Here is a 22104-nt window from a genome sequence, read left to right on the forward strand (position 1 = left end):
TGCCTGCTGCATTTTGAGTGGAGTAACCCATGAACTCTGTACAACACAGCATTGAAACCACCTTAAGCGAGGTGTTTGCCCCAGAGCATTTGGCCGTTGTAAACGAGAGCCATATGCACAGCGTGCCGCCCAACTCGGAAACCCATTTTAAGGTAACTTTGGTGAGTGAGGCGCTGACGGGTAAGCGGCAGGTGCAACGTCACCAATTGGTATATGGCGCGCTGGCTGAGCAGTTACAGGGCCCCGTGCACGCCTTGGCGCTGCATACCTTTAGCCCCGATGAGTGGGCGCGCGAACAACAAGTGCCTGACTCGCCGCATTGTTTGGGTGGCGGCAAGCATTAACAGCGCTAAATGTTTGCTAAATTTGCTCTAAATCAAACCAAAGGCAAAAATACTGGCTGTACAAAAAACAAGCGGTTATAATGCCCGCGTTTTCAATCTGCCCGTTCTGGGCTGCATTTAGGTAAATGTTTTTCTTATGAATCAGTATGTTGTCGCTGCGCTGTATAAGTTTGTTGAGCTCCCCGATTACGAGGCTATTAGCACCGGGCTAAAAGCCGAGTGCGATCGACTGGGTATTAAAGGCACATTGCTGTTGGCCGCCGAAGGCATCAATGGCACCGTGTCAGGCTCGCGAGCAGGCATCGATGCTTTACTGAATTACCTGCACAGTGACCCGCGTTTTGCCGATATTGAGCACAAAGAGTCGCTCTATGATGATCAACCGTTTTACCGCATGAAGGTGAAACTCAAAAAAGAGATTGTCACCATGGGTGTCGAGGGGATCGACCCTAAGCAGATCGTGGGTACTTACGTAAAACCCACCGATTGGAACGCGCTGATTAGCGACCCTGAGGTCGTTGTGGTGGATACCCGAAACCATTACGAGTACGCCATTGGTAGCTTTGAGCGAGCGATTGACCCCGAGACTGAAACGTTTCGCGAGTTTCCCGCCTATGTGAAAGAAAACCTCAACCCGGTGCAACACAAGAAGGTAGCCATGTTTTGTACCGGTGGCATCCGCTGTGAGAAAGCCACCGCCTACATGAAAGAGCAGGGCTTTGATGAGGTGTATCACCTGGAGGGCGGCATCTTAAAATACTTGGAAGAAGTGCCCGTCGAAGAGAGCCTGTGGCGTGGAGAGTGCTTCGTATTCGATAATCGCGTGGCGGTTAATCACGACTTGGAGCGCGGCTCATTTGATCAGTGTTATGGTTGCCGGCACCCCATTACCGAAGAGGAAATGGCTTCGGAGCTTTACATGAAGGGCGTATGTTGCCCTCGTTGCCATCACAGCTTAACCGATGAGCAGAAAACGCGATTTGCCGAGCGACAAAAACAAATTGAGTTGGCAAGCGCCCGCAATGAGGTTCATTTAGGGGCCGAGCCGCCAGCGCGTCAAAAGCGCAATGCTGGCTGATTGAAAGGCACTTAGCGCGTCGCAAAACCCGCGCATGGGGCGCGGTGCGCCTACGGGCTAGGCAAAAACTCTAGTGTGATTGTCGTGAAAATGTCACAATTGCCCGATACCCTCTTCCATCCCCCAGATGCACCGCGTGTCTGGCGGGGGTTTATCTGTAGCAAAATAGGTCGAGACAATGGACTTTAAATCCTGGGACGTGGACTTGGCAGCCGGTGAGGCGCGCCATGCATCTGGTTGTATCATCCGAGTTGAGGGCGATCCGCGCAACCCGTCGTCTGTTGATCCGAGCCACTTTCCCAAAGAGTTAAACTTTATCGATCAGGCCCGGCTGTTGCGCTGCGGTGTTGAGGCGTTAGCCAATGCCGCCGCTGATGGGGGCTTTGCGGTGCCGCGCGAGCGCGACGACAGCGCCAGCGTGAAGATCAAAAGCCGAACCGTGCGCGATTTGGAGCAAAAAGCCAAAATGTTTGCCGATAACCCCGACAAGCCCAAGCGCGCGGTGTTGTCACTGAAAAAGCGCGAGCCCGCCGGCGACTAAAGTCACCCGCGAGAAGCTTGTAAGGCGCAGCTTACCTAGCGAATCACCAGCTGGCCGCGCAGCTGCAGGTTAGTTTTATGTTGATCCAGAGTGCTGAGCATTTGGTCAAAATCCTGCTCGGCGATATCCAGGCCATTGCTCACAATCACGTCCTGACTGCCGTTGTACACCAAGCCGTTTAGCTCGGCGGTGACTTTGTCGATCGCGGCAAAAATGCTCTTGGTGGTCTCGGCGTTGTAAAATACCCGCCCTTGTTCTGTCAGGCGAAGATAATCGTCGCACTCGATTAACCACTCTTTGCGTTGTTCCAGCATCTTGCGAATATTGTTCATACCACCTTTGTGACCAGTGGGTAAGCGCTCATTGCGGTATTTTTCCAGGCTGGCGTAGTCACGCAGCAGAAAGTCGACACTGGTGGTTTCGCAAAACTTCGCGTTTAGGTAACTGGGAAACTCTACATTGTGCTGATCCATAGCTTGCTGGCGCTTACAGTCCTCGTCGCACGCATTTACCTGATTGCCGAACAGCGCTAGCAGCACCAAAACCGACGGTAGTAGCAAGTTTTTCATAAGACGGCCTTTCTGTTTATCATTTTTGTTATGACGATCACACTTTTTGTATAAAGGAGATTGAGGCTCAGGTCAAGTGTTGGATGTAAATCCGTGCATTTTTATAGTGCACTGTTTTTTTTGGGGCGTCTTCTATTCACTTTTGTTGTAAAAGGCTGCTTCACGCAGCCAGAGCTTTACCCACCAATTGTTGTAAGTGTGGTGCTAAGTTGATCTGCAAGGCGTGCTCATGGCCTTTTTCTGACATCTTGTTCCAGGTTTTGCGGATGATATCGATCAGCTTTTCGTCGCTGTGCTTGGTGGCAAAGTCCTCCAAATAGTGGCGGATAAACACCAGGCAAATCACATCCTCCAGAGCCTGCACTTCGGCGTCACGCTTGAGCTGCTTTTTTTGCAGCATGGTGGCAACCCGCTCGCAACTGGCGTCGTTGTACCCGTGTTCACGCATAATGGCGCTTGCGCGCTCGGCGTGATGCTGCCCCAGTGCGGTACGCCAGCGCTTATAGCCGGAGCGGTCCATGGGGTAATCGGCCCGGGGAATAACCCAGCGCTCGATATGCTGCGCTCGCGCCGCCAGCTGCAACTCGGCACTAGCCTCTGGGTCGAATTGTGCAAGTTCGGTACTCATACGCTGGGCGTACAGTAGCTCTTTGGGGTGCGATTTACCTTCTCGGTCTTGATCTAGGTTTGGATCCTGAGAGTTTGCATCGTCAAACGCGTTAAGTGTGGCGGTTAACGGGTCGGCTTGGTTAGTCATGGTTTAATTCCTAATATTTATTCGGTTTGGGCGAGATGATGAAGCTGCTCAAGGTCAATGACGGTGAGTTGTTTACCCGAGCTTTGTAAAACGCCCAGCTTTTGTAATTGGCTAAAGGTGCGGCTCACGGTTTCGAGCGTCAGCCCTAAAAAATTGGCGATGTCGCCGCGGCTCATAGGTAAGGTAATGTCTGTCGCAGAGAGCTGATGGCGGTGTTGTCGGGTGGATAAATCTAGCACAAATGTCGCGACCCGGGTTTGCGCCGAGGCACTGCTAATCAGACGTAGTTGATGTTGCTCGTGCACAATTTCGCGGCTAAGCAGTTGCAGTAGGTTGCGCTGCAGCCCCGGCACCTGACTGCCAAGTTGCTCAAGTTGGTTGAAGGGCAATTTACATACCGAGCTGGTTTGCAGCACTTGAGCGCTATTGCTGTGGCGATTGTCGGCCGGGCCGTCGAGCCCGGCAATGTCCCCCGGTAAGTAAAACCCGGTGATTTGCTCGCGGCCATTGCTGCTGGATGTCCAGGTTTTAAGCGCACCGGCACGCACGGCGTAGATGGCGGTAAAAGGGTCACCGGCGCGATACAGCATCTCGCCCGCCTGCAGCGGCTGGCGGCGCTGGACAATAGCGTCGAGCTGGTCGATGTCCTCAAGACTTAGGCTTAGAGGTAAGCAAACGGACTTAAGTCGGCAGTTGTTGCAATGTGAGCGCGAGCACAGCGCCTGTGCGGATCGAGCGAGGGGAGTGTGTCCCATACTGGCGCAACCTGATAGTCGTTTGAGGTGCCACTATATTACGTCATCCGTGTCTGTGTTTTAACCCCGCAAACCACAAGCTTTGTGCCTTTACAGCTACTAAATAGGCGGTTTATAGTAAGTTTCTCGAACTTGCGCAGATTAGCGGGTTTGAGCTTTCTATGGAGCATAATCCGGCCTGGGCCGGCAAAAGGTTATTGTTATGTCAAAAAGTACCGGTGTGGTTAAGTGGTTCAATGAGTCCAAAGGGTTTGGTTTTATTGAGGGCGAAGGTGGTCAGGATGTGTTTGTGCACTTCTCGGCGATTGTCGGCTCTGGTTTTAAAACGTTGACCGAAGGCCAAAAAGTTACCTTTGAAGTAACACAGGGGCAAAAAGGCCCACAGGCTGAAAATGTAACGCCCGAATAAGAAATCCAGTATTCCTTAAAATAGCGCCCTTTACGGGCGCTTTTTTATGCCCGCTCCACATCGCTATGGTTTGTTCAATGGTTGGGTGTTGAGTTTTAATTGGTACAGGTTGGACCAGTGTTTGCCGGTCACCCAAAACGTATCGTCGCGCGCATCGTAAGCAATACCGTTGGTCACGGCGTTCGGGTCCGGGTTGTGGGTTCGCTCGCGCCGGGCTAATTCTGCAACGTCTAGCACCGCCACGACGTGGCCTGTGGCCGGGTCAATGGCGATAATCTCGCTGCTAAACCAGATGTTGGCCCAGATAAGCCCGTGGGCAAATTCCAGTTCGTTGATATTTTTAACTGCTGTGCCACGGCGGGTGACGGCTATTTGTCTGTCGATGGTCAATGTGGTGGGGTCGTGAAAGTACAGGGTGTCGCTACCGTCGGAGCGAATCAGGTGTTTGCCGTTGTTGCTAAGCCCCCAGCCCTCACCTTGGTATGTGCTGCGACTACGAAGTTTGCCGCTGTTTAGCTCAAAGCGCCACAGGGTTTGTTCGCGCCAGCTTAGCAAATAGACAGTATCATCTAATACTGTCAGCCCTTCGGCGAAGTAGTTTTTGGGCAGCGCCTGCTGCCAGGACAATTTAGCGTCAGGTGATTGTGGCTCGGCGTTAAGTGGCCGGCTCACCAGTTTGGATTTGCCGTACAGCCCAGAGCTTTGCAGCAACTGCCCCTGATGGATCTCCAGCCCCTGAGTAAAATAGCGTGCGTCCTGCGGGCTGCTTTGCAGTAAAGTGTAGTGCAGTGAGGTGGCCTTAAGTGCGTCGGCACAAGCTGGCTGCACCAGCCCGAGCAAGGCCAGTAACAGCAAGTAATGTCGGTGTGCCGGGCGACATAAATTGTTTGCTCTGAAACGATTGGCCATAATAGCCGGCCGGCCGGTTGTTAATATTTTACTAAGGTTCACTTATGTCTCGCGTTCGTTCGTTTTTGGTGCTCACCCTGCTGGGTGGTTTGGCGGTCGTGCTGCCAATGACCATTTTTGTCTTTTTACTGCATTGGCTGGCGGGTATCTTGGGCAAAGCCATCGATCCGCTCAGCCGTTGGTTGGCTAACTATATCACCGTCGGTGAACACAGTGCGGACGTGCTGAGTTTAGCGCTGGTGTTGTCGGTGTGCTTTGCCATTGGCCTGTTGGTTAAAACAGGAATCGGGCGCTGGATTCACAGCAAACTGGATGCGTTGTTCTCTCGTTTAGCGCCGGGCTACAGCACGATTCGCGAGATGGTGACTCAGGTGATGGGTGGTGAGGGCAATGCCTCACTGCTTAACGGCAAGGTATGCCGCGCTTATATTATGGGTGCGACTAGCCCGGTATCGGTTACCGGTATTGTCACCGCCGAGCACGCCTCGGGCGAGTACACTGTGTATGTGCCTACCGCACCCATTCCTACCTCTGGGTTTGTTTACCACTTGCCGGCTGATTGCGTGGTTTTGCTGCCTGAGGTGACCGTCGAGGCGGCGATGCGCACGGTGGTTGCCTGTGGCAGTGGCTCGCAGATTATATTGCCGCAGCCGCCTAGCGCCCCCGAATAAGATCTCGCAAGGCAAAACGCGCCGGATGCAGCGCCTGAGCCAGCTCAGCATCCAGTGGCGCGCTGTCGCGGTTAATAATATCGCATAATAGCTGTGCACTGATGGGGGCGTAAGCCAGGCCGCGTGAGCCGTGCCCGCAGTTGACATACAACCCGTCGTGGTAGCTCGGTTGTGTGTTGATTACGGCTTTGGCGTTGCGGCTTAACTCCGCAAAGTCGTGCTTAAGCGCTGCGTAATCTGGCACTGGGCCTACAACTGGTAAGTAATCGGGTGTGGTACACCGAAATGCCGCACGCCCGTCTGTAACTTGCTCGAGGCCTGGGTCGCTAAATAGCTCTGTCACACCTTGCCCTAATTCCGCCAGATGTTGCAGGTTGCGCAGGTGATCCTCGTTATTTAAGGCGAGGTCATGCTCCCCTAAATTAAAGGTTGCCCCCAAGCTATGGCTACCCTTGTTGGCCGGGGCTAAATATCCGTGACCACACAGTGCGGTCTTGAGCTTCTGACTGGCGCTAGTGGCCGCAAGAGTACTGACTTGACCGCGTATTGGTTTCAGCGGTAGCGGTTGCAGCTGCGCAAGCTCCGCACTGCGCTCGGCACAGGCAACTACGGCAATGGTGGCGCTGGCAATGGTGTGGTTTTGCGCGGTTAGAGCGCGCCAGTGGCTCTCTTGCTGAGTTAATCGGGCGACAGTCTCGCCACAGCGCAATTGGATATTGGCATGATTGAGCAGCCAGCGACACACAGTGCGAGGGTCTAACCAGCCACAGTTTGCAAAGTACAATCCCGACTTATTTAGCGGGACACCGCTCAAGTTTGTGGCCTCGGTTGTACTAACGTACTTTACCAATGAGTCGGGGTAATCAAGCGCGGTCACTACCTGCTGTTGTGCGATGGCTTGTTTCTCGCCGCTGGCCAGTTGCAGTAGCCCACAGCGCTGGCCGGCCTCTGGGTGGTCGCGCCACAGGCGTTGATAGTGGCGCTGGGCGTACATCAGTGCGTGTAAATTAAACTGGGGTAGGGTTTCGCGGCGATGACTTAAGCGAGCGTACAGCAGCCCCTGCGCATTGCCCGAGCCGCCGCTGGCGGGAGAATCTTGTTCGATGACGATGACCTGCCAACCGGATTCGGCCAGCGCCCGCGCGCTATGACAGCCGGCTAGCCCCGCACCAATCACCAACGCCGTTTTCGGCCCCGGTGCCTGGGTTGCGCACTGCAGAAAGCCTGCCGAGCGAGAGGGCGTGATATGGGCCCCAGTTGGCTCCGCTCTGCTTGCCGTTATCATTTCTCGTTTGCGACCAAAGCCGGGTACTTTACTAACCGTAAACCCCGCACTGAGTAAGCCGCGTTTTACCACGCCGGCCGCGCTAAAGGTGGCGGCGGTGGTGTGGCGACCCGATAGCTCGGCGATGCAGGCAAACAGTTCATTGCTCCACATACCGGGGTTTTTACTGGGGGCAAAACCGTCCAAAAACCACGCATCAACTCTGGGTTGTATATTGGCGTCGGCGCTCGCGTGATTGGGCCATAGTAGCGAGTTAAAACCGGCGGCGGCTTCATCGATAATTAATGTCAGGCTGACGTTGTCGCTAAAATGCAGGCGCTGAAGACCGCGCCCGACAAACTCCGGGTACTGCGCCGTCAGTTGCTCGCTTAAGGGGGCGAGCTCGGGCCACAAAGCCAGAGCGCGGGTTAGGTCGGCCAGTGCCAGTGGGTGCTTTTCTACCGAGATAAAGTGTAAGCGGTTATTGCCGCGCGGTTGCTGGCGCCAGAGTTGCCAGGTGGCTAGAAAATTAAGGCCGGTACCAAAGCCAGTCTCGGCAATGGTAAAGGCAGTGCTGGCGCCAGGCTCAAGTGCGGCAAAGCGGGCGGGCAGTTGGTTGGCCGCAATAAAAACGTGGCGAGTTTCGGCCAAACCATCGTGGCGAGAAAAATACACATCACTGTAGGCACTCGATAGCGGTTGGCCATCGGCATCCCAGTGCAGTTGCGCCGGGCTTGTGTCCGGGGTGTCGGTCACTGGGCAAACTCGGCCTTAACTTGCTCGCACCATTGGGCAATGCGGCTATCGGTTAGGTTAAATTCGTTTTCGTCGTCGAGTGCGAGCCCGACAAATAACGTGTCATCGGCGATCAGCGCTTTGGAGGCTTCGAACTCGTAGCCATCTACTGGCCAGTAGCCGCAAGGAATCGCCCCAAGCTTGGCCACTTTTGCGTGCAGGTATCCTAAGGCGTCTAAAAACCACTCGGGGTAGCCAATTTGATCGCCCAAACCAAAGTGGGCGACTTTTTTGCCCTGCCAGTTTACCTGATCAATTTCGTCCCAAATTTCATCCCAGTCCTCTTGCAGCTCACCGTAATCCCAGGTGGGAATGCCAAGAATTACTTTTGTGTAAAATTCTGCTTCGATAATAGAGGTGTCGGCGATATTAAACACATCGACCTGGCCCTCACCCATCTGGGCGCGGATTTTCTCGGCGCAAATTTCGGTGTAGCAGGTGGAGCTGCCGTAAAATAAAGCGATGGGTGCTCGGCTCATAGTTGCGCAGTCCAGTTGTCGAGCCACTCCAGCGCCAGCTCCGATGGGTCATCACCGCTGCTGGCATCCAACACTAATGGCTCGCCAATACGGCTGGCGCCCAGCTCGCTCATGGCGTGATCGATGGCGCGCCCAGCCTCACCGAAAGTGGTGTAGCTGCTGTCGCCCAAATTGATCACGCCGTAACGGCGACCGGCAATTCTGGGAAAGTCGCGCACCAGCGACAGATAAAGCGGCTGAATATTGCCCGGCAAATCGCCGGCGCCGGTGTTAGAGGTGCAGATGAGCAGCGTATCGTCTGGGTGATCGAGCAGGTCATCAATCTCGGGTAACGGGTTGACGATATTCTCGATGCCTTTGCTGTCGAGGCGGTCTTTGATATCGCTGGCAACGGTTTCGGCGGTGCCCATCTCAGAGCCGACGAGTATTTGCACACGTGTCATAACGTTTACCTGTATTGGTAAAAGGGCGCTATTGTACGGTGTTGATGCGCGGTTTTAAATCGCGCCTGGGTAGTCCAGCTGACGCCACGCCTCGTACACCATAACGGACACCGCGTTGGAGAGGTTCATACTGCGGCTGCCTTCACGCATGGGGATGCGCAGAACTTGCTCAGGTGGTAAGGACTCGCGCAGCTCGGCAGGCAAACCGCGGGTTTCGGGGCCAAATAGCAGGTAGTCATTGGGTTTAAACCGGGCATCACTGTGGTGGCGTGTGCCCTTGGTGCTCAGGGCAAAAAGCCGCTCGGGCTGCGCCGTGGCTAAAAAGTCCTCCCAGTTGCGATAGGTGAGCAGGTCTTTCCACTCGCCGTAGTCTAACCCAGCGCGGCGCAGGCGCTTATCGTCGAGGACAAACCCCAGCGGCTCAATCAGGTGTAGCTGGCACCCGGTATTGGCCGCCAGGCGGATAATATTGCCGGTATTAGGCGGAATTTCCGGTTCGAATAAAACGATATTGAGCATGGCGTTGCAGGGTTCCAAAAAGCTGTTGTCAGAATGCGGGTTAATTATAAACTGGCTTCATAAAGAATACTGTTATTCCTTGGCGGCAACGACCGGAGCACCTACTGGCGTAAGGCGTTGGATTAGAGCTGGCCTATTGGCCTGGCTTTTGCTTTTTCTCTGTTAAATCTGTTTATTCCCCCTGTTTATGGATCAATCGGCACAAAAAAGGTGCGCTAGAGCCAATACTGCCTCACTTGCAGTGCATATTGCTCAAGTGGGTTTGCGCGGGATTGGTGCGGACGCGGGGTAGGGCTTGGTGCGTACAGCACCAAAAGGTGGCGAGTTTTGAGTAAAAGCAAACAAACACTACTGATTGTGGGCAATGGCATGGCCGCTGGCCGGTTGTTGGACGAGCTGATCAAACGTGATATCTCGGGCTTTGAGATCACAGTGATTGGTGATGAGCGCCAGGGCAGCTACAACCGTATTATGCTCTCGCCGGTTTTGGCGGGCGAAACCGATGTGCCAGCGATTATTGGCAAGCCATCGGCGTGGTATCGCGACCGCGGTATCCGCTTTGTCAGTGGCGTGCAGGTTAAGGCCATCGAGCGGGAACAAAAGTGCGTGTTAACCACCGAGGGCAATCGCCTGCGCTACGATCACCTGGTACTGGCCACGGGCTCGCGTCCGGCAAAAATCCCCGCTAAAAATCAACAGTTGGAGAATATTTACAGCTTTCGCACTTTACGCGATGTCGATCGACTGTTAAACGTGGCCCGCTTTCACGATAAGCACGGGCGCAAAACCGATACCGATGCATTGGTGATTGGCGGTGGCTTACTTGGGCTTGAAGCCGCTTACGGTTTGGCGCTAAAAGGCTTGCGGGTAACCTTGGTGCATCGCTCGGGCTGGCTGCTAAACCGCCAATTAGATAAAGCCGCCGGCACCTATTTACAGCGAGTTTTGGAAAGCAAAAACATCCACTTTATGCTGAGCGATGAGGTGGAGCGTTTTACCGGCTCCCACGAGTTAAAAGCGGCCGAGTTTAAATCTGGTCGGAGCGTTAGCTGCAAGCTTTGCGTTATTGCTACCGGTATTACCCCCAATAAAGAGTTGGGTTTAACGGCCGGCTTACAGGGCGATCGCGGTGTCTCGGTCGATGCCTATATGGCCACATCGGACACCAGCATTAGCGCTATAGGCGAATGTGTCGAATTTAAAGGCGCGACGTTTGGTTTGGTCGAGCCGATTTGGCATCAATGTACAACGCTAGCTGAGCGCTTGTGCAATAACATCAAACGGCCTTTTGAAAATAGCCCGGTACCCACCAAGCTTAAAGTATCCGGTGTTAATTTATTTTCGGCCGGCGAGTTTATAACCACCGATGAGCACCGAGAATTACTCTATTGCGACGATCAGGCGGGTATTTACCGAAAAATATTACTGCGTGACAACCGCATTGTTGGGGCCGTGTTATTTGGCGATGCCCGCGACGGTCAGGATTATTTTTCTATGCTGCAAGAAAAGCGTGATGTCTCGGACATTGCACAGTATTTATTAATGGGGCGGGCGTTTTACGCTGCCAGCTCTGACGAACCAGCGGCTGCGTAAACTCTATGACTTCTAGTGCACAACTTATTACTTCCGATCGGCCGCAAGAGGTCGGCACCACTATTCAGACGACCTGCTGTTATTGTGGGGTGGGCTGCGGTGTGGACGCCCAGGTGCAAGATAATCAGGTGGTCTCGGTGTCGGGAACCCAAGCGCACCCGGCCAACCTCGGACGCTTATGTGTAAAAGGCTCGTCGTTGCACGAAACCCAGCGCTCGCCCGATCGTTTGCTTACGCCTATGCTTCAGGGCGAGCCCACCAGCTGGGACACGGCGCTGGATTATGCCGCGCAAAAATTTCAGGCAATTATCGCCGAACATGGGCCGGATTCAGTCGCCTTTTATTTGTCCGGACAGCTCCTGACCGAAGACTATTACATTGCCAACAAACTTATGAAAGGGTTTGTGGGTACCGCCAATATCGACACTAACTCGCGCCTTTGTATGGCCTCAGCGGTGGTGGCTCACAAGCGCGCCTTTGGCGGCGACACTGTGCCCGGCTGCTACGAGGATTTAGAGCAAACCGACGTGTTAATCTTGGTAGGCTCGAACACCGCGTACGCCCATCCGGTGGTGTACCAGCGCATTGCCCGGGCCAAAGAGTTGCGCCCCGAGATGAAGATCGTGGTGATCGATCCAAGGCGCACCGCCACCTGTGAAATTGCGGACATTCATTTGCCCATTAAACCCGGCTCGGACGCCTTCTTTTTTAATGGTTTATTGCAGTACTTGGCTCAGCACGGTCATACCGATGTCGATTATATCGCCGCGCACTGTAATGGTTTTGATGAAGCCTTAGCGGTGGCAGCAGAGCAGGTGCCGACCCCTGAGGCAGCCGCCGAGGTGTGCGAAGTTCCAAGCGGGGATATCGAACACGTTTATCGATTATTTGCCGCTCACGAAAAAGTGGTAACGGTATTTTCTCAGGGAGTTAATCAGTCGTCCTCGGGTGTGGATAAAGGCAATGCGTTAATCAACTGCCACTTGGCTACCGGCAAAATCGGCAAGCCTGGGGCAACGCCGTTTTCGATTACCGGCCAACCCAACGCAATGGGCGGGCGCGAAGTGGGCGGCCTGGCCAATCAGCTGGCGGCGCACATGGGGTACGACAACCCCGCGAGCATCGAGCGCGTGGCGCAGTTTTGGCAAGCGCCCAACATGGCCCGCGACGAAGGCTTAAAAGCAGTGGATATGTTTGATGCGATTCACGAAGGCAAAATTAAAGCGGTTTGGGTTATGGCTACCAACCCGGCTGTTACCATGCCCGATGCCGGCAAGGTACGCGAGGCGTTGCAAAAATGTGATCTGGTGATAGTGAGCGACTGTATTGGCAATACCGATACCGCCAAACTGGCGGATGTCGTATTGCCGGCCTCCACCTGGAGTGAAAAGCACGGCACCGTGACCAACTCCGAGCGTTGTATCTCTCTTCAAAAAGGCTTTTTGTCGCCCCCTGGCGAAGCGCTGCACGACTGGCAAATTATTATGCGCTTTGCCGAGAAGCTCGGCTTTGGCGAACAGTTTAATTACCGACATCAGGTTGAGATATTCCGTGAGCACGCGGCGTTATCGGCGCTCGATAATAACGCCGAGGTGGCGCTACGCGGTTTTAATATTTCGGCGCTGGCCGATATTAGCGAGCAGGATTATGAAAACTTATCACCCATTCAGTGGCCGGTAACCCCTGAGTCGCCTGAAGGTACCCCACGCTTATTTGCCGATGGGCAGTTTTACACTGCCGATGGTCGTGCGCGGCTAGTGCCCATCACCGCACGGCTACCGGTAAAAACACCACTGCCCAATCAGGTGATTATGAATACCGGGCGTATTCGCGATCAGTGGCATACGATGTCGCGCACGGGCACAGCGTCCAAATTGCTCGGTCATGTGGACGAGCCTTATATCGACGTTCACCCGGATGATGTGGCCCGCTTTGGCTTGCTTGAAGGCGATTTGGCGATGCTGAAAAATCGCGGCAGCGTCTATTACGGTCGGGTAAAACCATCGGCATCGCAGCGCGTAGGTGAGGTGTTTGTGCCAATGCACTGGAACGGCAAATACGCTGCGTCCAGTTGTGCCGACGCGTTAGTAAATCCTTATGTCGACCCGATTTGTGGACAGCCGGAATTTAAACATTCACCGGTAATGATTAAACCCTTCCGACAAGCGTGGAATGGTTTTTTAATTTGCAGCCAAGATATCCGCCCCGAGTGTGAATACTGGGCAAAGATCACCCTGGATACGGGCTATAAGTTTCGCTTGGCCGGGGGCGAGTCGCTGCCCTGTTGGCGCACCTGGGCGCACGCGCAGTTTCCCGAAATTTCTGACTGGGTAACGGTAGAGGATTCTGATCATCAGTTTTTTCGCACCGCAGGTTTTGTCGGCGGCGTATTGCAGGTGATGTTTAGCGCGGCAACCGATAAAAAAAGCGCCCCCGAAATGCGCTGGTTAGAGCAGCAGTTGGGGCAGGCGACCGATGCCTCCGGACGCTTTGCTATACTGGCAGGTATACCCGATGCTGGCGTCGAAGACGAAGGTGCGATGGTGTGCTCATGCTTTCAGGTGGGCGAAAAAACCATTCGCAAAGCCATTAGTGACGGATGCGATAGCGTTGAGGCGCTGGGCAACAAAATTAAGTGTGGCACCAACTGCGGCTCCTGTATCCCCGAGCTCAAGGCGATGCTGCGATAAGCCCAGCGTAATTGCTCTAGGATTTTGGCTATGCCGTTCTCAATTACCCCCACCGAGCGCGAGCGGCTAATCGCTCGTCACGCGCCGGCCAAGATTGCTAAACGACTAGAGCAGGGGCCGGCGCAAAATTATTTACGCGATTTCATCTATGGCGCCATTGATGGCGCTATTACCACCTTTGCCATTGTTGCCGGGGTAGCCGGCGCTGGGCTGTCGGCTACTGTTGTTATCGTGTTGGGCCTGGCAAACCTGCTTGCCGATGGTTTTAGCATGGCGGTGAGCAACTACTTAGGGGTGCGTGCCGAAAATCAATTGCGCGAGCAAACTCGCCGCCAAGAGCAGCGTGAAATTGCCCTTTACCCAGAGGGGGAGCGCGAAGAAGTACGGCAGATATTTGCGGCCAAGGGTTTTTCCGGCGATGCTTTGGAGTCTATCGTCGACACCATTACCGGCGATGAGCGGCTTTGGATTGACACCATGCTGCAGGACGAGCACGGGCTAACGCTGGATTCAGCCAACCCGTACAAAGCGGCCTCGGTGACTTTTGTGGCGTTTATCAGTTTGGGGGCCATGCCGCTGCTGCCATTTTTTCTTAACGCCATTGGTGGTGGGGTTATTTCCCAGCCTTACTTGTACAGCAGCGTGTTAACCGCTGTTAGTTTTGTGTTGGTGGGGGCGGCCAAAGGTGCTCAGGTGGGCAGTTCACGCTGGGTCGCGGCGCTCGAGACGTTGCTAATGGGCGGCGCCGCTGCGCTTTTGGCCTACGGCGTTGGCTACGCGCTAAATGGTTTGATCGTGTAGCCTGTGGGTAGGTCTTGTCTCAGGTTAATGGGTTAATTCGGTCCCGGGCTCTGGTTGCTCTACCCGGATATCCACCGCTAGTTCATCGGCAATCACATCCAGCTGATCGTAGAGGTCATCCATATCTACCTCGGCGGGTACCCGGATAAACCCCGTGGCCTCAAACATGGGTTCGCCCGACCAGGGCATACTGGAGCAGTCGGTTTCCAGCTCTTCCACGCTGATACCGCGCCCGGCGAAGGCCTCGGCTATTTCGGCGACAATACCGGTGCGATCGGGCCCGACCACACTAAAGGAAAAGTGGTTGTCGCTACTTACGCTGTTGCTATCGGCAAGCTCGGCCACTACCTGTAAACCCTCGCTCGACAACGCTTTTAGCGCCGTCAGTAACTCTGAGTGATTTTCATCCGGTACGGCGACCTGTAGAATGCCGGCAAACTTGCCCGCCAAGTGCGCCATTCGGCTCTCGAGCCAGCTGCCGTGATGGGCGTGAATGGTTTTGGCCAACAGTTGCACAACCCCGGGGCGGTCGGCGCTGATTACAGTAAGTACAAGATGCTGGTTCACGTGATGTCCTTTATTTATTGTCATAACTCGGATATTGGTGGCGTAGCCACATTAGCCCTAAGATAACACAGGCAAACATGATTATTCCCCATCAGCAGCTAGCGCCCGAGACTCTCGATGCGCTGATCGAAGAGTTTGTGACCCGAGAGGGCACAGAATATGGCGAGACCGATGTCCCGCTGGCCACCAAGGTTGAGCAAGTGCGCCAACAATTGGCTAGGCGCACCGTGGTGATTGTGTTCGATCCAGCCATCGAGACGACCTCGCTGGTGCCGGCCGATCAGTTGCCGCCGGGTATCTAGCGCGTGGAGTTACTGATTAATCGGGCCGCTGCCGGTGCGCCCACCCTGGTGTTGGCCCACGGCGCCGGCGCCCCCATGGACAGCGACTTTTTGCAGCAATTAAGCGAGCTGTTGTGCGAGCGGGGCGTTAATGTCTGCCGCTTCGAGTTTCCCTATATGGCGGAGCGCCGCGACGGGGGCAAAAAGCGCCCACCCAATCGTCAGCCCGAGCTTATCGCCACTTGGCAAATGGCGCTCGAGCAGGCTCGACAGGCGTTTTCGGGCCCTGTGTTTATCGGTGGCAAATCAATGGGCGGGCGTATGGCGGCGGTATTAGCAGCAGCAAACCCTGTGCCGGGGGTGGTGTGCTTTGGTTATCCGTTTCATCCGCCAGCGAAACCCGAAAAGCTGCGCGTGGATACCCTCAAGCAGCTGCCGTGTGATGCATTGGTCGTGCAGGGGACGCGGGATAAGCTGGGCAATAAGCAAGAAGTATCAGGCTATAACCTGCCCGGGACTATTGCTCTGCACTGGTTGGAAGACGGCGATCACGATTTAAAGCCCCGGGTGCGCTCGGGGTATACTCACCAGCAACATATCGTCATGGCCGCACAGGCAGCGGCGGATTTTATGGCTCGGGTGAGCCCGCTTTAGGAGATTAACGTGAACCACCTGTATCTGCATTGTCGCAGTGGTTTTGAAAAAGAGTGCGCGGCCGAACTAAACGACTTGGCTGCGGGGCGGGGCATTTACGGTTACAGTAAAACCAACCCAGCTAGTGCGTTGGTGGAGTTTGTCACCCACGAGCTAGACGGGGCCGAGCGCTTAATTAAACAGCTGGAGTTTAAGCGTTTGATGTTTGTCCGGCAGTGGTTTGTGGGGGCTGAAATACTGCAAAATTTGCCGGTGGATGATCGCCTAACGCCGCTACTGGCGAGCGCTCAAGAGCTGCCGGTGGCTTGCGAGGTGTGGCCAGAAACCACTGACACCAACGATGGCAAGTCGCTCTCGGCACTGGCGCGCAAGTTTAGCAAGCCGTTTATTCAGGCGCTAAAGCGCCATCAACGCCTGGCCCCCTCGGCTAAATGGCGTTTGCATTTACTGTTTTTGTCTGGCAATAGCGCCGTGGTGGGTGTCGCTCCGGTCAATAATAGCGCCGCCTGCGTCATGGGCATTCCGCGTTTGCGTCAGCCCTCGGCCGCCCCCAGCCGTGCTACCTTAAAGCTCGAAGAGGCCTGGCATCATTTTGTGCCAGCTGAAGAGTGGGATGAGCGTTTGGCCGGTGGTATGCGTGGCGTCGATTTAGGGGCGGCGCCAGGTGGTTGGACTTGGCAGCTGGTTAATCGCGGTATGTTTGTAGATGCGGTAGACAACGGCCCCATGGCCGAGTCGCTCATGGAAACCGGTCAGGTAACGCATCACCAAATGGACGGTTTTGTCTATGAACCGAAAAAGCCGGTGGATTGGTTGGTGTGCGATATTGCCGATAAACCGTCCCGTACGGCGAGCTTAATGGGTCGCTGGGCCGAGCGACGCTTGTTTCGCGAGGCGGTGTTTAATTTAAAGCTGCCGATGAAGCAGCGCTACGCCGAGGTGACTAAGCTGGCTGACCGGCTGGCCGAAACGCTGGCGGATGCCGGTATTAATGCCGATATTGCTTTTAAACAGTTGTATCACGATCGCGAAGAGGTGACGGGACACATCCGTTTGCTCGGGCGCTAACGCTCAAGCAGGGTGATTTTTTCAAAATCGGCCAAGGTCGGGTTAAGCTGGTTCATAGCTTCGTGACGTTCATCACTGTAGTACCACTGTTTCCAGTCGTGCAGCGAGCGCCACTTAGACAGCAAGTAACGGTGGTTGTGACGTTGCAGATCGCTGAGAGTTTCACCCGAAATAAACCCCGGCGCACGGTGCGCCGCTTCGAGTGCTAACCTGGCCGCTACATCGTAAGTGCTTTCCATAGAGTCGGCGATGTGCCTTTCGACTAAAACGTAAATCATGGCGTACCTTTTAACGGTGTTGCTATTTTACGGCGTGGCTGTCGCTAACGGCGACCTTGTTTGTCACGGGCGACAGCGTTGCTATTGTTGGTGACGATCCAATATGGAGTCTTAATTTTATTGTAACGTAAAATGCAACTAATGTACGGCCGCGGTGCGAACGAGCCAGTCGCCCAGTTCGATCCACTCATCCAGCAGTTGTTTTAATGATGTGGCGCTGGCTTGCGATGGCGGTGGTTGCTTAAGCCATTGGCTGCCGAGCGCAGTAAGGTTGGCAATGATGCTGGAGACAGACTGCGCGCCCAGCTCATTAATTAACGGGTAAAATCCGATTTGGCAATGGTCGGGGGGTATTTCGGAGTTAATGTGTTGCTCGGTTTGGCGCAGTAGCTGATGTAGTTGGTTGGCCAGCGCAGGCTCTTGCTCACGCAATAAATCGTGCGTTAATTGCAAATTGCGACAGCTAAACATCGGGTGCGATTCGGGAATGAGGCCCTCGGTGTTGGGCTCACAACCGTACAAAAACGCCATAGCAACAAACTCCCGCGTCATGTGACGCACAGGGGGCGCAGGTAAAACACGCTTTGCGTAGTAGCCTGCAAGTTTCGGTACGATGTAGCTTTACTGTGGTTGCGCGACAACGGCCAAAAGCTACATACAAAGAGTTGGCTGGGTAGGTTTTTCGGGTACTGTTACTAGCGCCGCCAAAGCCACTGCTTACTAACGCTAAGTTTAGCAACAGCGCCAGCGGCTGCTGACGATTTTAAGATGATATGACGCTATGAATGAGCAAGTTGATAATGTTTTGGATACAAAGGGGCTGCTTTGCCCAGAACCGGTAATGATGTTGCATCAAGCGGTAAAGAAATACGCGGCAGGTGATGTTATTAAAGTCGAAGCAACTGACCCTTCGACTACGCGGGATATTCCAAAGTTCTGTTTGTTTTTAGGCCATGAGTTAGTGGCCGAAACGCAAACGGATGGTGTGTATTACTACACCATCCGTTTGGCAAATGGGTAACTCTAGGGGGTACGAGTTACGGGGTTTCTTCCACCAGCATTGAGATCGCCGCCAGTGCTTCTGGGTCCTCGGCTTTGATCTTGTTGGCAATTTGATGCTGAAAAAAGTAACGAAACTCAATGTGCTTTTGGGCCGGGTAAAGGCAGTCGTCCCCCGGCAGCACCGGTGTACTACTGACTTTGTCCGCATCGGTGAGCATGCCGTAAATACTGCCGTCGTGCAGCAGACGCCAGCTAACCACCTCCACCAGCGTTAACTGGTGGTTGGCCTGATTGGCCAATACCGCGTGAGTACCAATGGTGTCTGGTAGCTCTTGTACGACATCGTCATCGTTTTCGCACTCGAGCTCGTAGTACTCGGCGGCGGTTTCCAGCTCGATGATTTTGTGCATGGGCGCGTCAAAAAAGACCTCGTCAATGCCGGCATCATAGTAGCCTTCCCACTGCCCGTTGAGCGGGTCGATAACATCGGTACAGGCGACGATGTCATTGAGCCAGGGCACCAGGCCCACGACTTCGCCATTGGCCCTAAGGCCCCAACATAAAACCTTTAAGCTAAACAGTTTGTCTGGGTTGCTTTCGTTGGAGTAGAGCATTTCCAGTCCGTCGAGCTCGGCGGACAAGCGAATAAAGCGCTGATCGTGGAGTTCGCTGAAGGATTTGCCAGAAAAGAAATCAACGACATTATCTGAGTTGTCGCTTTTGACGGGGGTCTTCATAATACACACCTCCTGGATGAGGCCGGGGACCGGACGAGACTCTGAGTAGCTGTATAAACCACAGTAGGCTTGCGTCTTACTTCGGCGCAATAACAGGGCCATCACTACATAAGGTATATGCTTATTTGCGTTTGCACAATACCTTGCCCAGCAAAAATTAATGCGGGGTGTAGCCCCGCTGTTTGCCGGATTACCCGCAAACTAAGATGTTAAAAACGAGTTGACGACATTGACCGCAGTTGCCCCACATATCCCGCCAGATTGCCAGCATTTGGTGGCAATCTTTGACCGCTGTTTCCGCCGGTCTGAGCGCACTTGCCTAGTCGGTGGCGCCGACGAGCCGTTCTACCGGGCGGCAACTGGCGACAGCGGGTTTCATCAAATCGAGTTCAGTCACGATTATTTTGCCAGCGCACTGCACGAAATTGCTCACTGGAGCGTCGCGGGCCCAGCGCGGCGGCGGCAGGATGATTATGGCTATTGGTACGCCCCTGACGGGCGAACCGCCTCCCAGCAAGCGGAGTTTGAACGGGTTGAAGTGAAGCCCCAGGCTTTAGAGTGGCTGTTCTCGGAGGCTGCCGGTGTGCAGTTTAGGGTCAGTGCCGATAATCTGGCCCAGGGCCTCGGCCCCTCAGAGACCTTTAAAGATGCCATCCATAACGAGGTGATGCGCCTGTGCCGTGAAGGAGTGAGCGACCGGGTGGCGACCTTCTGCCGCGCGCTTTTGGCGTTTTATCGCCCTGGCACAGAGCTGGCGTCACTGCTGCAAAGCGAGCGATTTGCGAGGTCGTCTCTTTGAGCTCGCCCGCGGTTTGCCTGATCGACGCGTCTATCTATATATTTCGCTACTACTTCTCGCTGCCCGAGAGCCGCTTTAGTGTGCCCGAGCACTATGCGACGGATACCGTGTACGGTTTTACCGGGTTTTTGTTGCAGCTGCTCGAACGCCATAGCCCGGTGCAGGTGGCGGTGTGTTTTGATGGGAGCTTAACCACGGGCTTTCGCCACGAACTTTATCCGCTTTATAAAAGCTCTCGCGCACTGCCAGACGCAGCGCTGGCGTTTCAGCTTAACGCGTGCGCCGAGGCGGCGCGACTGCTGGGGTTAACCTGCTTTGCCAGTGAGCGATATGAGGCCGACGACTTAATTGGCAGCCTTTACGCTCAATGTAGCCGCCAGCCTGACTCCATTGGCATTGTCAGCCGCGATAAAGACCTGGCGCAGCTGTTAGCTCGCCCGCAGGATTGCTTATGGGATTACAGCGCCAGCGTGATGCTGGGGCAAGATGACATTGCGGTTAAATTCGGCGTCGCGCCGGAGCAAATAGTGGATTATCTCGCGCTGGTGGGTGATGCCGGGGACGATATTCCGGGCGTGCCCGGAGTGGGGGCAAAAACCGCTACGGCGCTTTTGCGGCATTTTGGCTCGTTGAGCGAGCTGCTCGGCCGGCTCGATGAGGTGGGTCAGGTGCCCGTGCGGGGCGCCCGGAGCCTGGCCGCCAAACTTGAGGCGGCGCGCGAGCAAATTGCACTGGCACAACAGCTCGCCACCATTGTGCGCGATATCCCGCTCATCGAGTCGCCCCTACAATTGCAACCGCAAGCCCCCGATATCAATGCTTTTACCGAGTTCAGCCGCGCTATGGGCTGGACCGACACGCTCGTTAACCGAGCGCGTAGACTAATACAGGATTAACTTCTATGAAGATTGTGATCGACGAAAACATCCCTCTGGCCGATGCTTTTTTTAGTGCCCACGGCGAGATTGTGCGCCTGCCCGGACGCAACATGAGTGCGGCTGATGTGGCGGATGCCGATGCGCTGTTGGTGCGCTCGGTCACCCAGGTGAACGAAACCCTGCTGGCTGGCAGCAAAGTTAAGTTCGTCGGCACTTGCACGATTGGCATGGATCACCTCGATCAGCGCTGGCTGGATCATCAGGGTATTGCCTATACCAATGCCCCCGGCTGCAACGCCAACTCGGTGGTGGAGTACGTTTATGCGGCGCTGGCTCACCTTAATATTGATTGGCGTGATAAAACAGTGGGCATTATTGGCTGTGGCAATGTGGGTGGTGCCTTACACAAGGCCTTGCTGGCGCAAGGGGTCACATGCCGCTGTTACGACCCGCTGTTGTCGATTGAACAAAACCCAGATCTCTGTGAGCTGGAGGATGTGCTGCAAAGCGATATCGTCAGTATGCATACTCCGCTCACCACCGAGGGGTCGCATCCCAGCCGCCACTTGTTGGCTAAAGAGCAATTATTGCAGTTGCCGCCACAGAGTATTTTGCTTAACTGCGGGCGCGGCGCGGTGATCGATAACAAGGCATTGTTACAGGTGATGCGCGCGCGCAATGACTTGCAGCTGGTGCTGGATGTGTGGGAGTGGGAGCCGGATATTGACCTGAACCTGCTGGAGCATGTCGAGCTGGGCTCGCCGCACATTGCCGGCTATAGCTTTGATGGCAAGCTTAAAGGCACAGCGATGATCTATGATGCTTTTTGCGAAGTATTTGAGCTTGCGCCAAGCACTGCGCTGGCCGATGTCGTGCCCGCCGTGGCGGATAACCTGTTGAACGCCGCCAGTATTCAGGGCGGTGATTGGGACGTCGTGCGCCAACTCATTGCTCAAGTATATGACATCGCCGCCGACGATAGCCGTTTGCGCGCGATGGCGGCTGAGGCTGGGGAGCAGGGAAGTGCGCTATCTAAAGGGTTTGATCAGCTGCGCAAGCACTATCCGGTGCGCCGTGAATTTAATAATTATCAGGTGACGGGAGTAGAAAAAAAGACGCCGCTGGCGAATACGCTAGCGGCGCTGGGTTTTACTGTTACGTAAATCCTAAAAGAACCAAAAGGTTTGACTGACAAAGACACGGGCACATAAGGCCCTGTGGTT

General features: G+C 54.7%; 27 protein-coding genes. 15 read left to right on the forward strand and 12 right to left on the reverse strand.

What is annotated here, in order from left to right; all coding sequences use genetic code 11:
- The first annotated feature begins 29 nt into the window (after positions 1-29).
- From SD69_RS06790 to SD69_RS18910, 3 genes are all read left to right on the forward strand, one after another.
- On the forward strand, positions 30-344 hold the full coding sequence (locus SD69_RS06790; protein WP_041522607.1) for a BolA family protein: 315 nt from the start codon (positions 30-32) through the stop codon (positions 342-344).
- Positions 345-480: 136 nt separating this feature from the next.
- Positions 481-1422 (forward strand): oxygen-dependent tRNA uridine(34) hydroxylase TrhO, encoded by a 942-nt coding sequence (trhO, locus tag SD69_RS06795; RefSeq protein WP_041522608.1) that lies wholly within the window; start codon positions 481-483, stop codon positions 1420-1422.
- Between the two features lie 178 nt (positions 1423-1600).
- A complete protein-coding gene (locus SD69_RS18910) occupies positions 1601-1963 on the forward strand; it encodes a hypothetical protein (RefSeq protein ID WP_041522609.1) in 363 nt (120 codons plus the stop codon).
- 35 nt (positions 1964-1998) lie between these two features.
- Here the strand turns inward: SD69_RS18910 and SD69_RS06805 are convergent, their stop codons facing one another.
- From SD69_RS06805 to fnr, 3 genes are all read right to left on the reverse strand, one after another.
- Entirely contained in the window at positions 1999-2532 is a 534-nt protein-coding gene (locus tag SD69_RS06805; RefSeq protein WP_041522610.1) for a hypothetical protein, read from the reverse strand.
- A gap of 160 nt (positions 2533-2692) precedes the next feature.
- Complete coding sequence (locus tag SD69_RS06810; protein WP_041522611.1) at positions 2693-3289, reverse strand: DUF4202 domain-containing protein; 597 nt, start codon at positions 3287-3289, stop codon at positions 2693-2695.
- Between the two features lie 17 nt (positions 3290-3306).
- The gene (gene fnr, locus SD69_RS06815; RefSeq protein WP_052480954.1) at positions 3307-4044 is read right to left on the reverse strand and encodes a fumarate/nitrate reduction transcriptional regulator Fnr; all 738 of its coding nucleotides are present in this window, start codon (positions 4042-4044) and stop codon (positions 3307-3309) included.
- A 202-nt stretch (positions 4045-4246) separates the two neighbouring features.
- Between fnr and SD69_RS06820 the strand changes: the two genes are divergently transcribed.
- Positions 4247-4453: a cold-shock protein gene (locus tag SD69_RS06820; RefSeq protein WP_041522612.1), complete on the forward strand. Its 207-nt coding sequence runs from the start codon at positions 4247-4249 to the stop codon at positions 4451-4453.
- A 63-nt stretch (positions 4454-4516) separates the two neighbouring features.
- Here SD69_RS06820 and SD69_RS06825 read toward each other — a convergent pair whose 3' ends face one another.
- The gene (locus tag SD69_RS06825; RefSeq protein ID WP_052480955.1) at positions 4517-5404 is read right to left on the reverse strand and encodes a glutaminyl-peptide cyclotransferase; all 888 of its coding nucleotides are present in this window, start codon (positions 5402-5404) and stop codon (positions 4517-4519) included.
- Between the two features lie 2 nt (positions 5405-5406).
- On the opposite strand from SD69_RS06825, the gene SD69_RS06830 reads away from it, so the two are divergent.
- Positions 5407-6033, forward strand: a complete 627-nt coding sequence (locus SD69_RS06830) for a DUF502 domain-containing protein (RefSeq protein WP_041522613.1) — start codon at positions 5407-5409, stop codon at positions 6031-6033.
- On the opposite strand, the gene mnmC is transcribed toward SD69_RS06830, so the two are convergent.
- The 4 genes from mnmC to trmL are packed head-to-tail and all read right to left on the reverse strand — an operon-like array spanning position 6017 to position 9533.
- Complete coding sequence (gene mnmC, locus SD69_RS06835; RefSeq protein ID WP_041522614.1) at positions 6017-8053, reverse strand: bifunctional tRNA (5-methylaminomethyl-2-thiouridine)(34)-methyltransferase MnmD/FAD-dependent 5-carboxymethylaminomethyl-2-thiouridine(34) oxidoreductase MnmC; 2037 nt, start codon at positions 8051-8053, stop codon at positions 6017-6019. The two genes, SD69_RS06830 and mnmC, sit on opposite strands and share 17 nt — an antisense overlap.
- Positions 8050-8571: a flavodoxin FldB gene (gene fldB, locus SD69_RS06840; RefSeq protein WP_041522615.1), complete on the reverse strand. Its 522-nt coding sequence runs from the start codon at positions 8569-8571 to the stop codon at positions 8050-8052. Before fldB ends, mnmC begins: the two co-directional genes overlap by 4 nt.
- A complete protein-coding gene (locus SD69_RS06845; protein WP_041522616.1) occupies positions 8568-9014 on the reverse strand; it encodes a flavodoxin domain-containing protein in 447 nt (148 codons plus the stop codon). Before SD69_RS06845 ends, fldB begins: the two co-directional genes overlap by 4 nt.
- A 54-nt stretch (positions 9015-9068) precedes the next feature.
- A complete protein-coding gene (trmL, locus tag SD69_RS06850) occupies positions 9069-9533 on the reverse strand; it encodes a tRNA (uridine(34)/cytosine(34)/5-carboxymethylaminomethyluridine(34)-2'-O)-methyltransferase TrmL (RefSeq protein ID WP_041522617.1) in 465 nt (154 codons plus the stop codon).
- Positions 9534-9860: 327 nt separating this feature from the next.
- Between trmL and SD69_RS06855 the strand changes: the two genes are divergently transcribed.
- Genes SD69_RS06855 through SD69_RS06865 form a run of 3 tightly spaced genes read left to right on the forward strand, consistent with a single transcriptional unit; the run spans position 9861 to position 14617 of the window.
- Complete coding sequence (locus SD69_RS06855) at positions 9861-11126, forward strand: NAD(P)/FAD-dependent oxidoreductase (RefSeq protein WP_041522618.1); 1266 nt, start codon at positions 9861-9863, stop codon at positions 11124-11126.
- 5 nt (positions 11127-11131) lie between these two features.
- Positions 11132-13816 (forward strand): nitrate reductase, encoded by a 2685-nt coding sequence (locus SD69_RS06860; RefSeq protein WP_052480956.1) that lies wholly within the window; start codon positions 11132-11134, stop codon positions 13814-13816.
- Between the two features lie 30 nt (positions 13817-13846).
- Complete coding sequence (locus SD69_RS06865; RefSeq protein WP_052480957.1) at positions 13847-14617, forward strand: VIT1/CCC1 transporter family protein; 771 nt, start codon at positions 13847-13849, stop codon at positions 14615-14617.
- Positions 14618-14641: 24 nt separating this feature from the next.
- On the opposite strand, the gene SD69_RS06870 is transcribed toward SD69_RS06865, so the two are convergent.
- A complete protein-coding gene (locus SD69_RS06870) occupies positions 14642-15184 on the reverse strand; it encodes a glycine cleavage system protein R (RefSeq protein WP_052480958.1) in 543 nt (180 codons plus the stop codon).
- 77 nt (positions 15185-15261) lie between these two features.
- Between SD69_RS06870 and SD69_RS06875 the strand changes: the two genes are divergently transcribed.
- From SD69_RS06875 to rlmM, 3 genes are read left to right on the forward strand one after another with little or no spacing between them, the layout of a single operon-like run.
- Positions 15262-15486: a YheU family protein gene (locus SD69_RS06875; RefSeq protein ID WP_041522620.1), complete on the forward strand. Its 225-nt coding sequence runs from the start codon at positions 15262-15264 to the stop codon at positions 15484-15486.
- 3 nt (positions 15487-15489) lie between these two features.
- Positions 15490-16119 (forward strand): alpha/beta family hydrolase, encoded by a 630-nt coding sequence (locus SD69_RS06880; RefSeq protein WP_041522621.1) that lies wholly within the window; start codon positions 15490-15492, stop codon positions 16117-16119.
- A 9-nt stretch (positions 16120-16128) separates the two neighbouring features.
- Positions 16129-17187, forward strand: a complete 1059-nt coding sequence (rlmM, locus tag SD69_RS06885; protein WP_041522622.1) for a 23S rRNA (cytidine(2498)-2'-O)-methyltransferase RlmM — start codon at positions 16129-16131, stop codon at positions 17185-17187.
- On the opposite strand, the gene SD69_RS06890 is transcribed toward rlmM, so the two are convergent.
- A complete protein-coding gene (locus SD69_RS06890) occupies positions 17184-17465 on the reverse strand; it encodes an antibiotic biosynthesis monooxygenase family protein (RefSeq protein WP_041522623.1) in 282 nt (93 codons plus the stop codon). The two genes, rlmM and SD69_RS06890, sit on opposite strands and share 4 nt — an antisense overlap.
- A 138-nt stretch (positions 17466-17603) precedes the next feature.
- On the reverse strand, positions 17604-17996 hold the full coding sequence (locus tag SD69_RS06895; protein WP_041522624.1) for a hypothetical protein: 393 nt from the start codon (positions 17994-17996) through the stop codon (positions 17604-17606).
- Between the two features lie 250 nt (positions 17997-18246).
- Between SD69_RS06895 and tusA the strand changes: the two genes are divergently transcribed.
- Positions 18247-18486, forward strand: coding sequence for a sulfurtransferase TusA (gene tusA / locus SD69_RS06900; protein WP_041522625.1), 240 nt, complete (start codon positions 18247-18249; stop codon positions 18484-18486).
- A 16-nt stretch (positions 18487-18502) separates the two neighbouring features.
- Here the strand turns inward: tusA and SD69_RS06905 are convergent, their stop codons facing one another.
- Entirely contained in the window at positions 18503-19204 is a 702-nt protein-coding gene (locus SD69_RS06905; protein ID WP_041522626.1) for a hypothetical protein, read from the reverse strand.
- Between the two features lie 229 nt (positions 19205-19433).
- Between SD69_RS06905 and SD69_RS06910 the strand changes: the two genes are divergently transcribed.
- The 3 genes from SD69_RS06910 to SD69_RS06920 are packed head-to-tail and all read left to right on the forward strand — an operon-like array spanning position 19434 to position 22044.
- A complete protein-coding gene (locus SD69_RS06910) occupies positions 19434-20003 on the forward strand; it encodes an elongation factor P hydroxylase (RefSeq protein ID WP_052480959.1) in 570 nt (189 codons plus the stop codon).
- Positions 20000-20899: a 5'-3' exonuclease gene (locus SD69_RS06915; protein ID WP_052480960.1), complete on the forward strand. Its 900-nt coding sequence runs from the start codon at positions 20000-20002 to the stop codon at positions 20897-20899. The genes SD69_RS06910 and SD69_RS06915 overlap by 4 nt, the downstream gene beginning before the upstream one ends.
- Before the next feature lie 5 nt (positions 20900-20904).
- The gene (locus SD69_RS06920) at positions 20905-22044 is read left to right on the forward strand and encodes a 4-phosphoerythronate dehydrogenase (RefSeq protein ID WP_041522627.1); all 1140 of its coding nucleotides are present in this window, start codon (positions 20905-20907) and stop codon (positions 22042-22044) included.
- Positions 22045-22104: the final 60 nt, after the last annotated feature.

The organism is Gilvimarinus agarilyticus (assembly GCF_000832015.1).
In the GTDB taxonomy this organism is placed as follows: Bacteria; Pseudomonadota; Gammaproteobacteria; order Pseudomonadales; family Cellvibrionaceae; genus Gilvimarinus; species Gilvimarinus agarilyticus.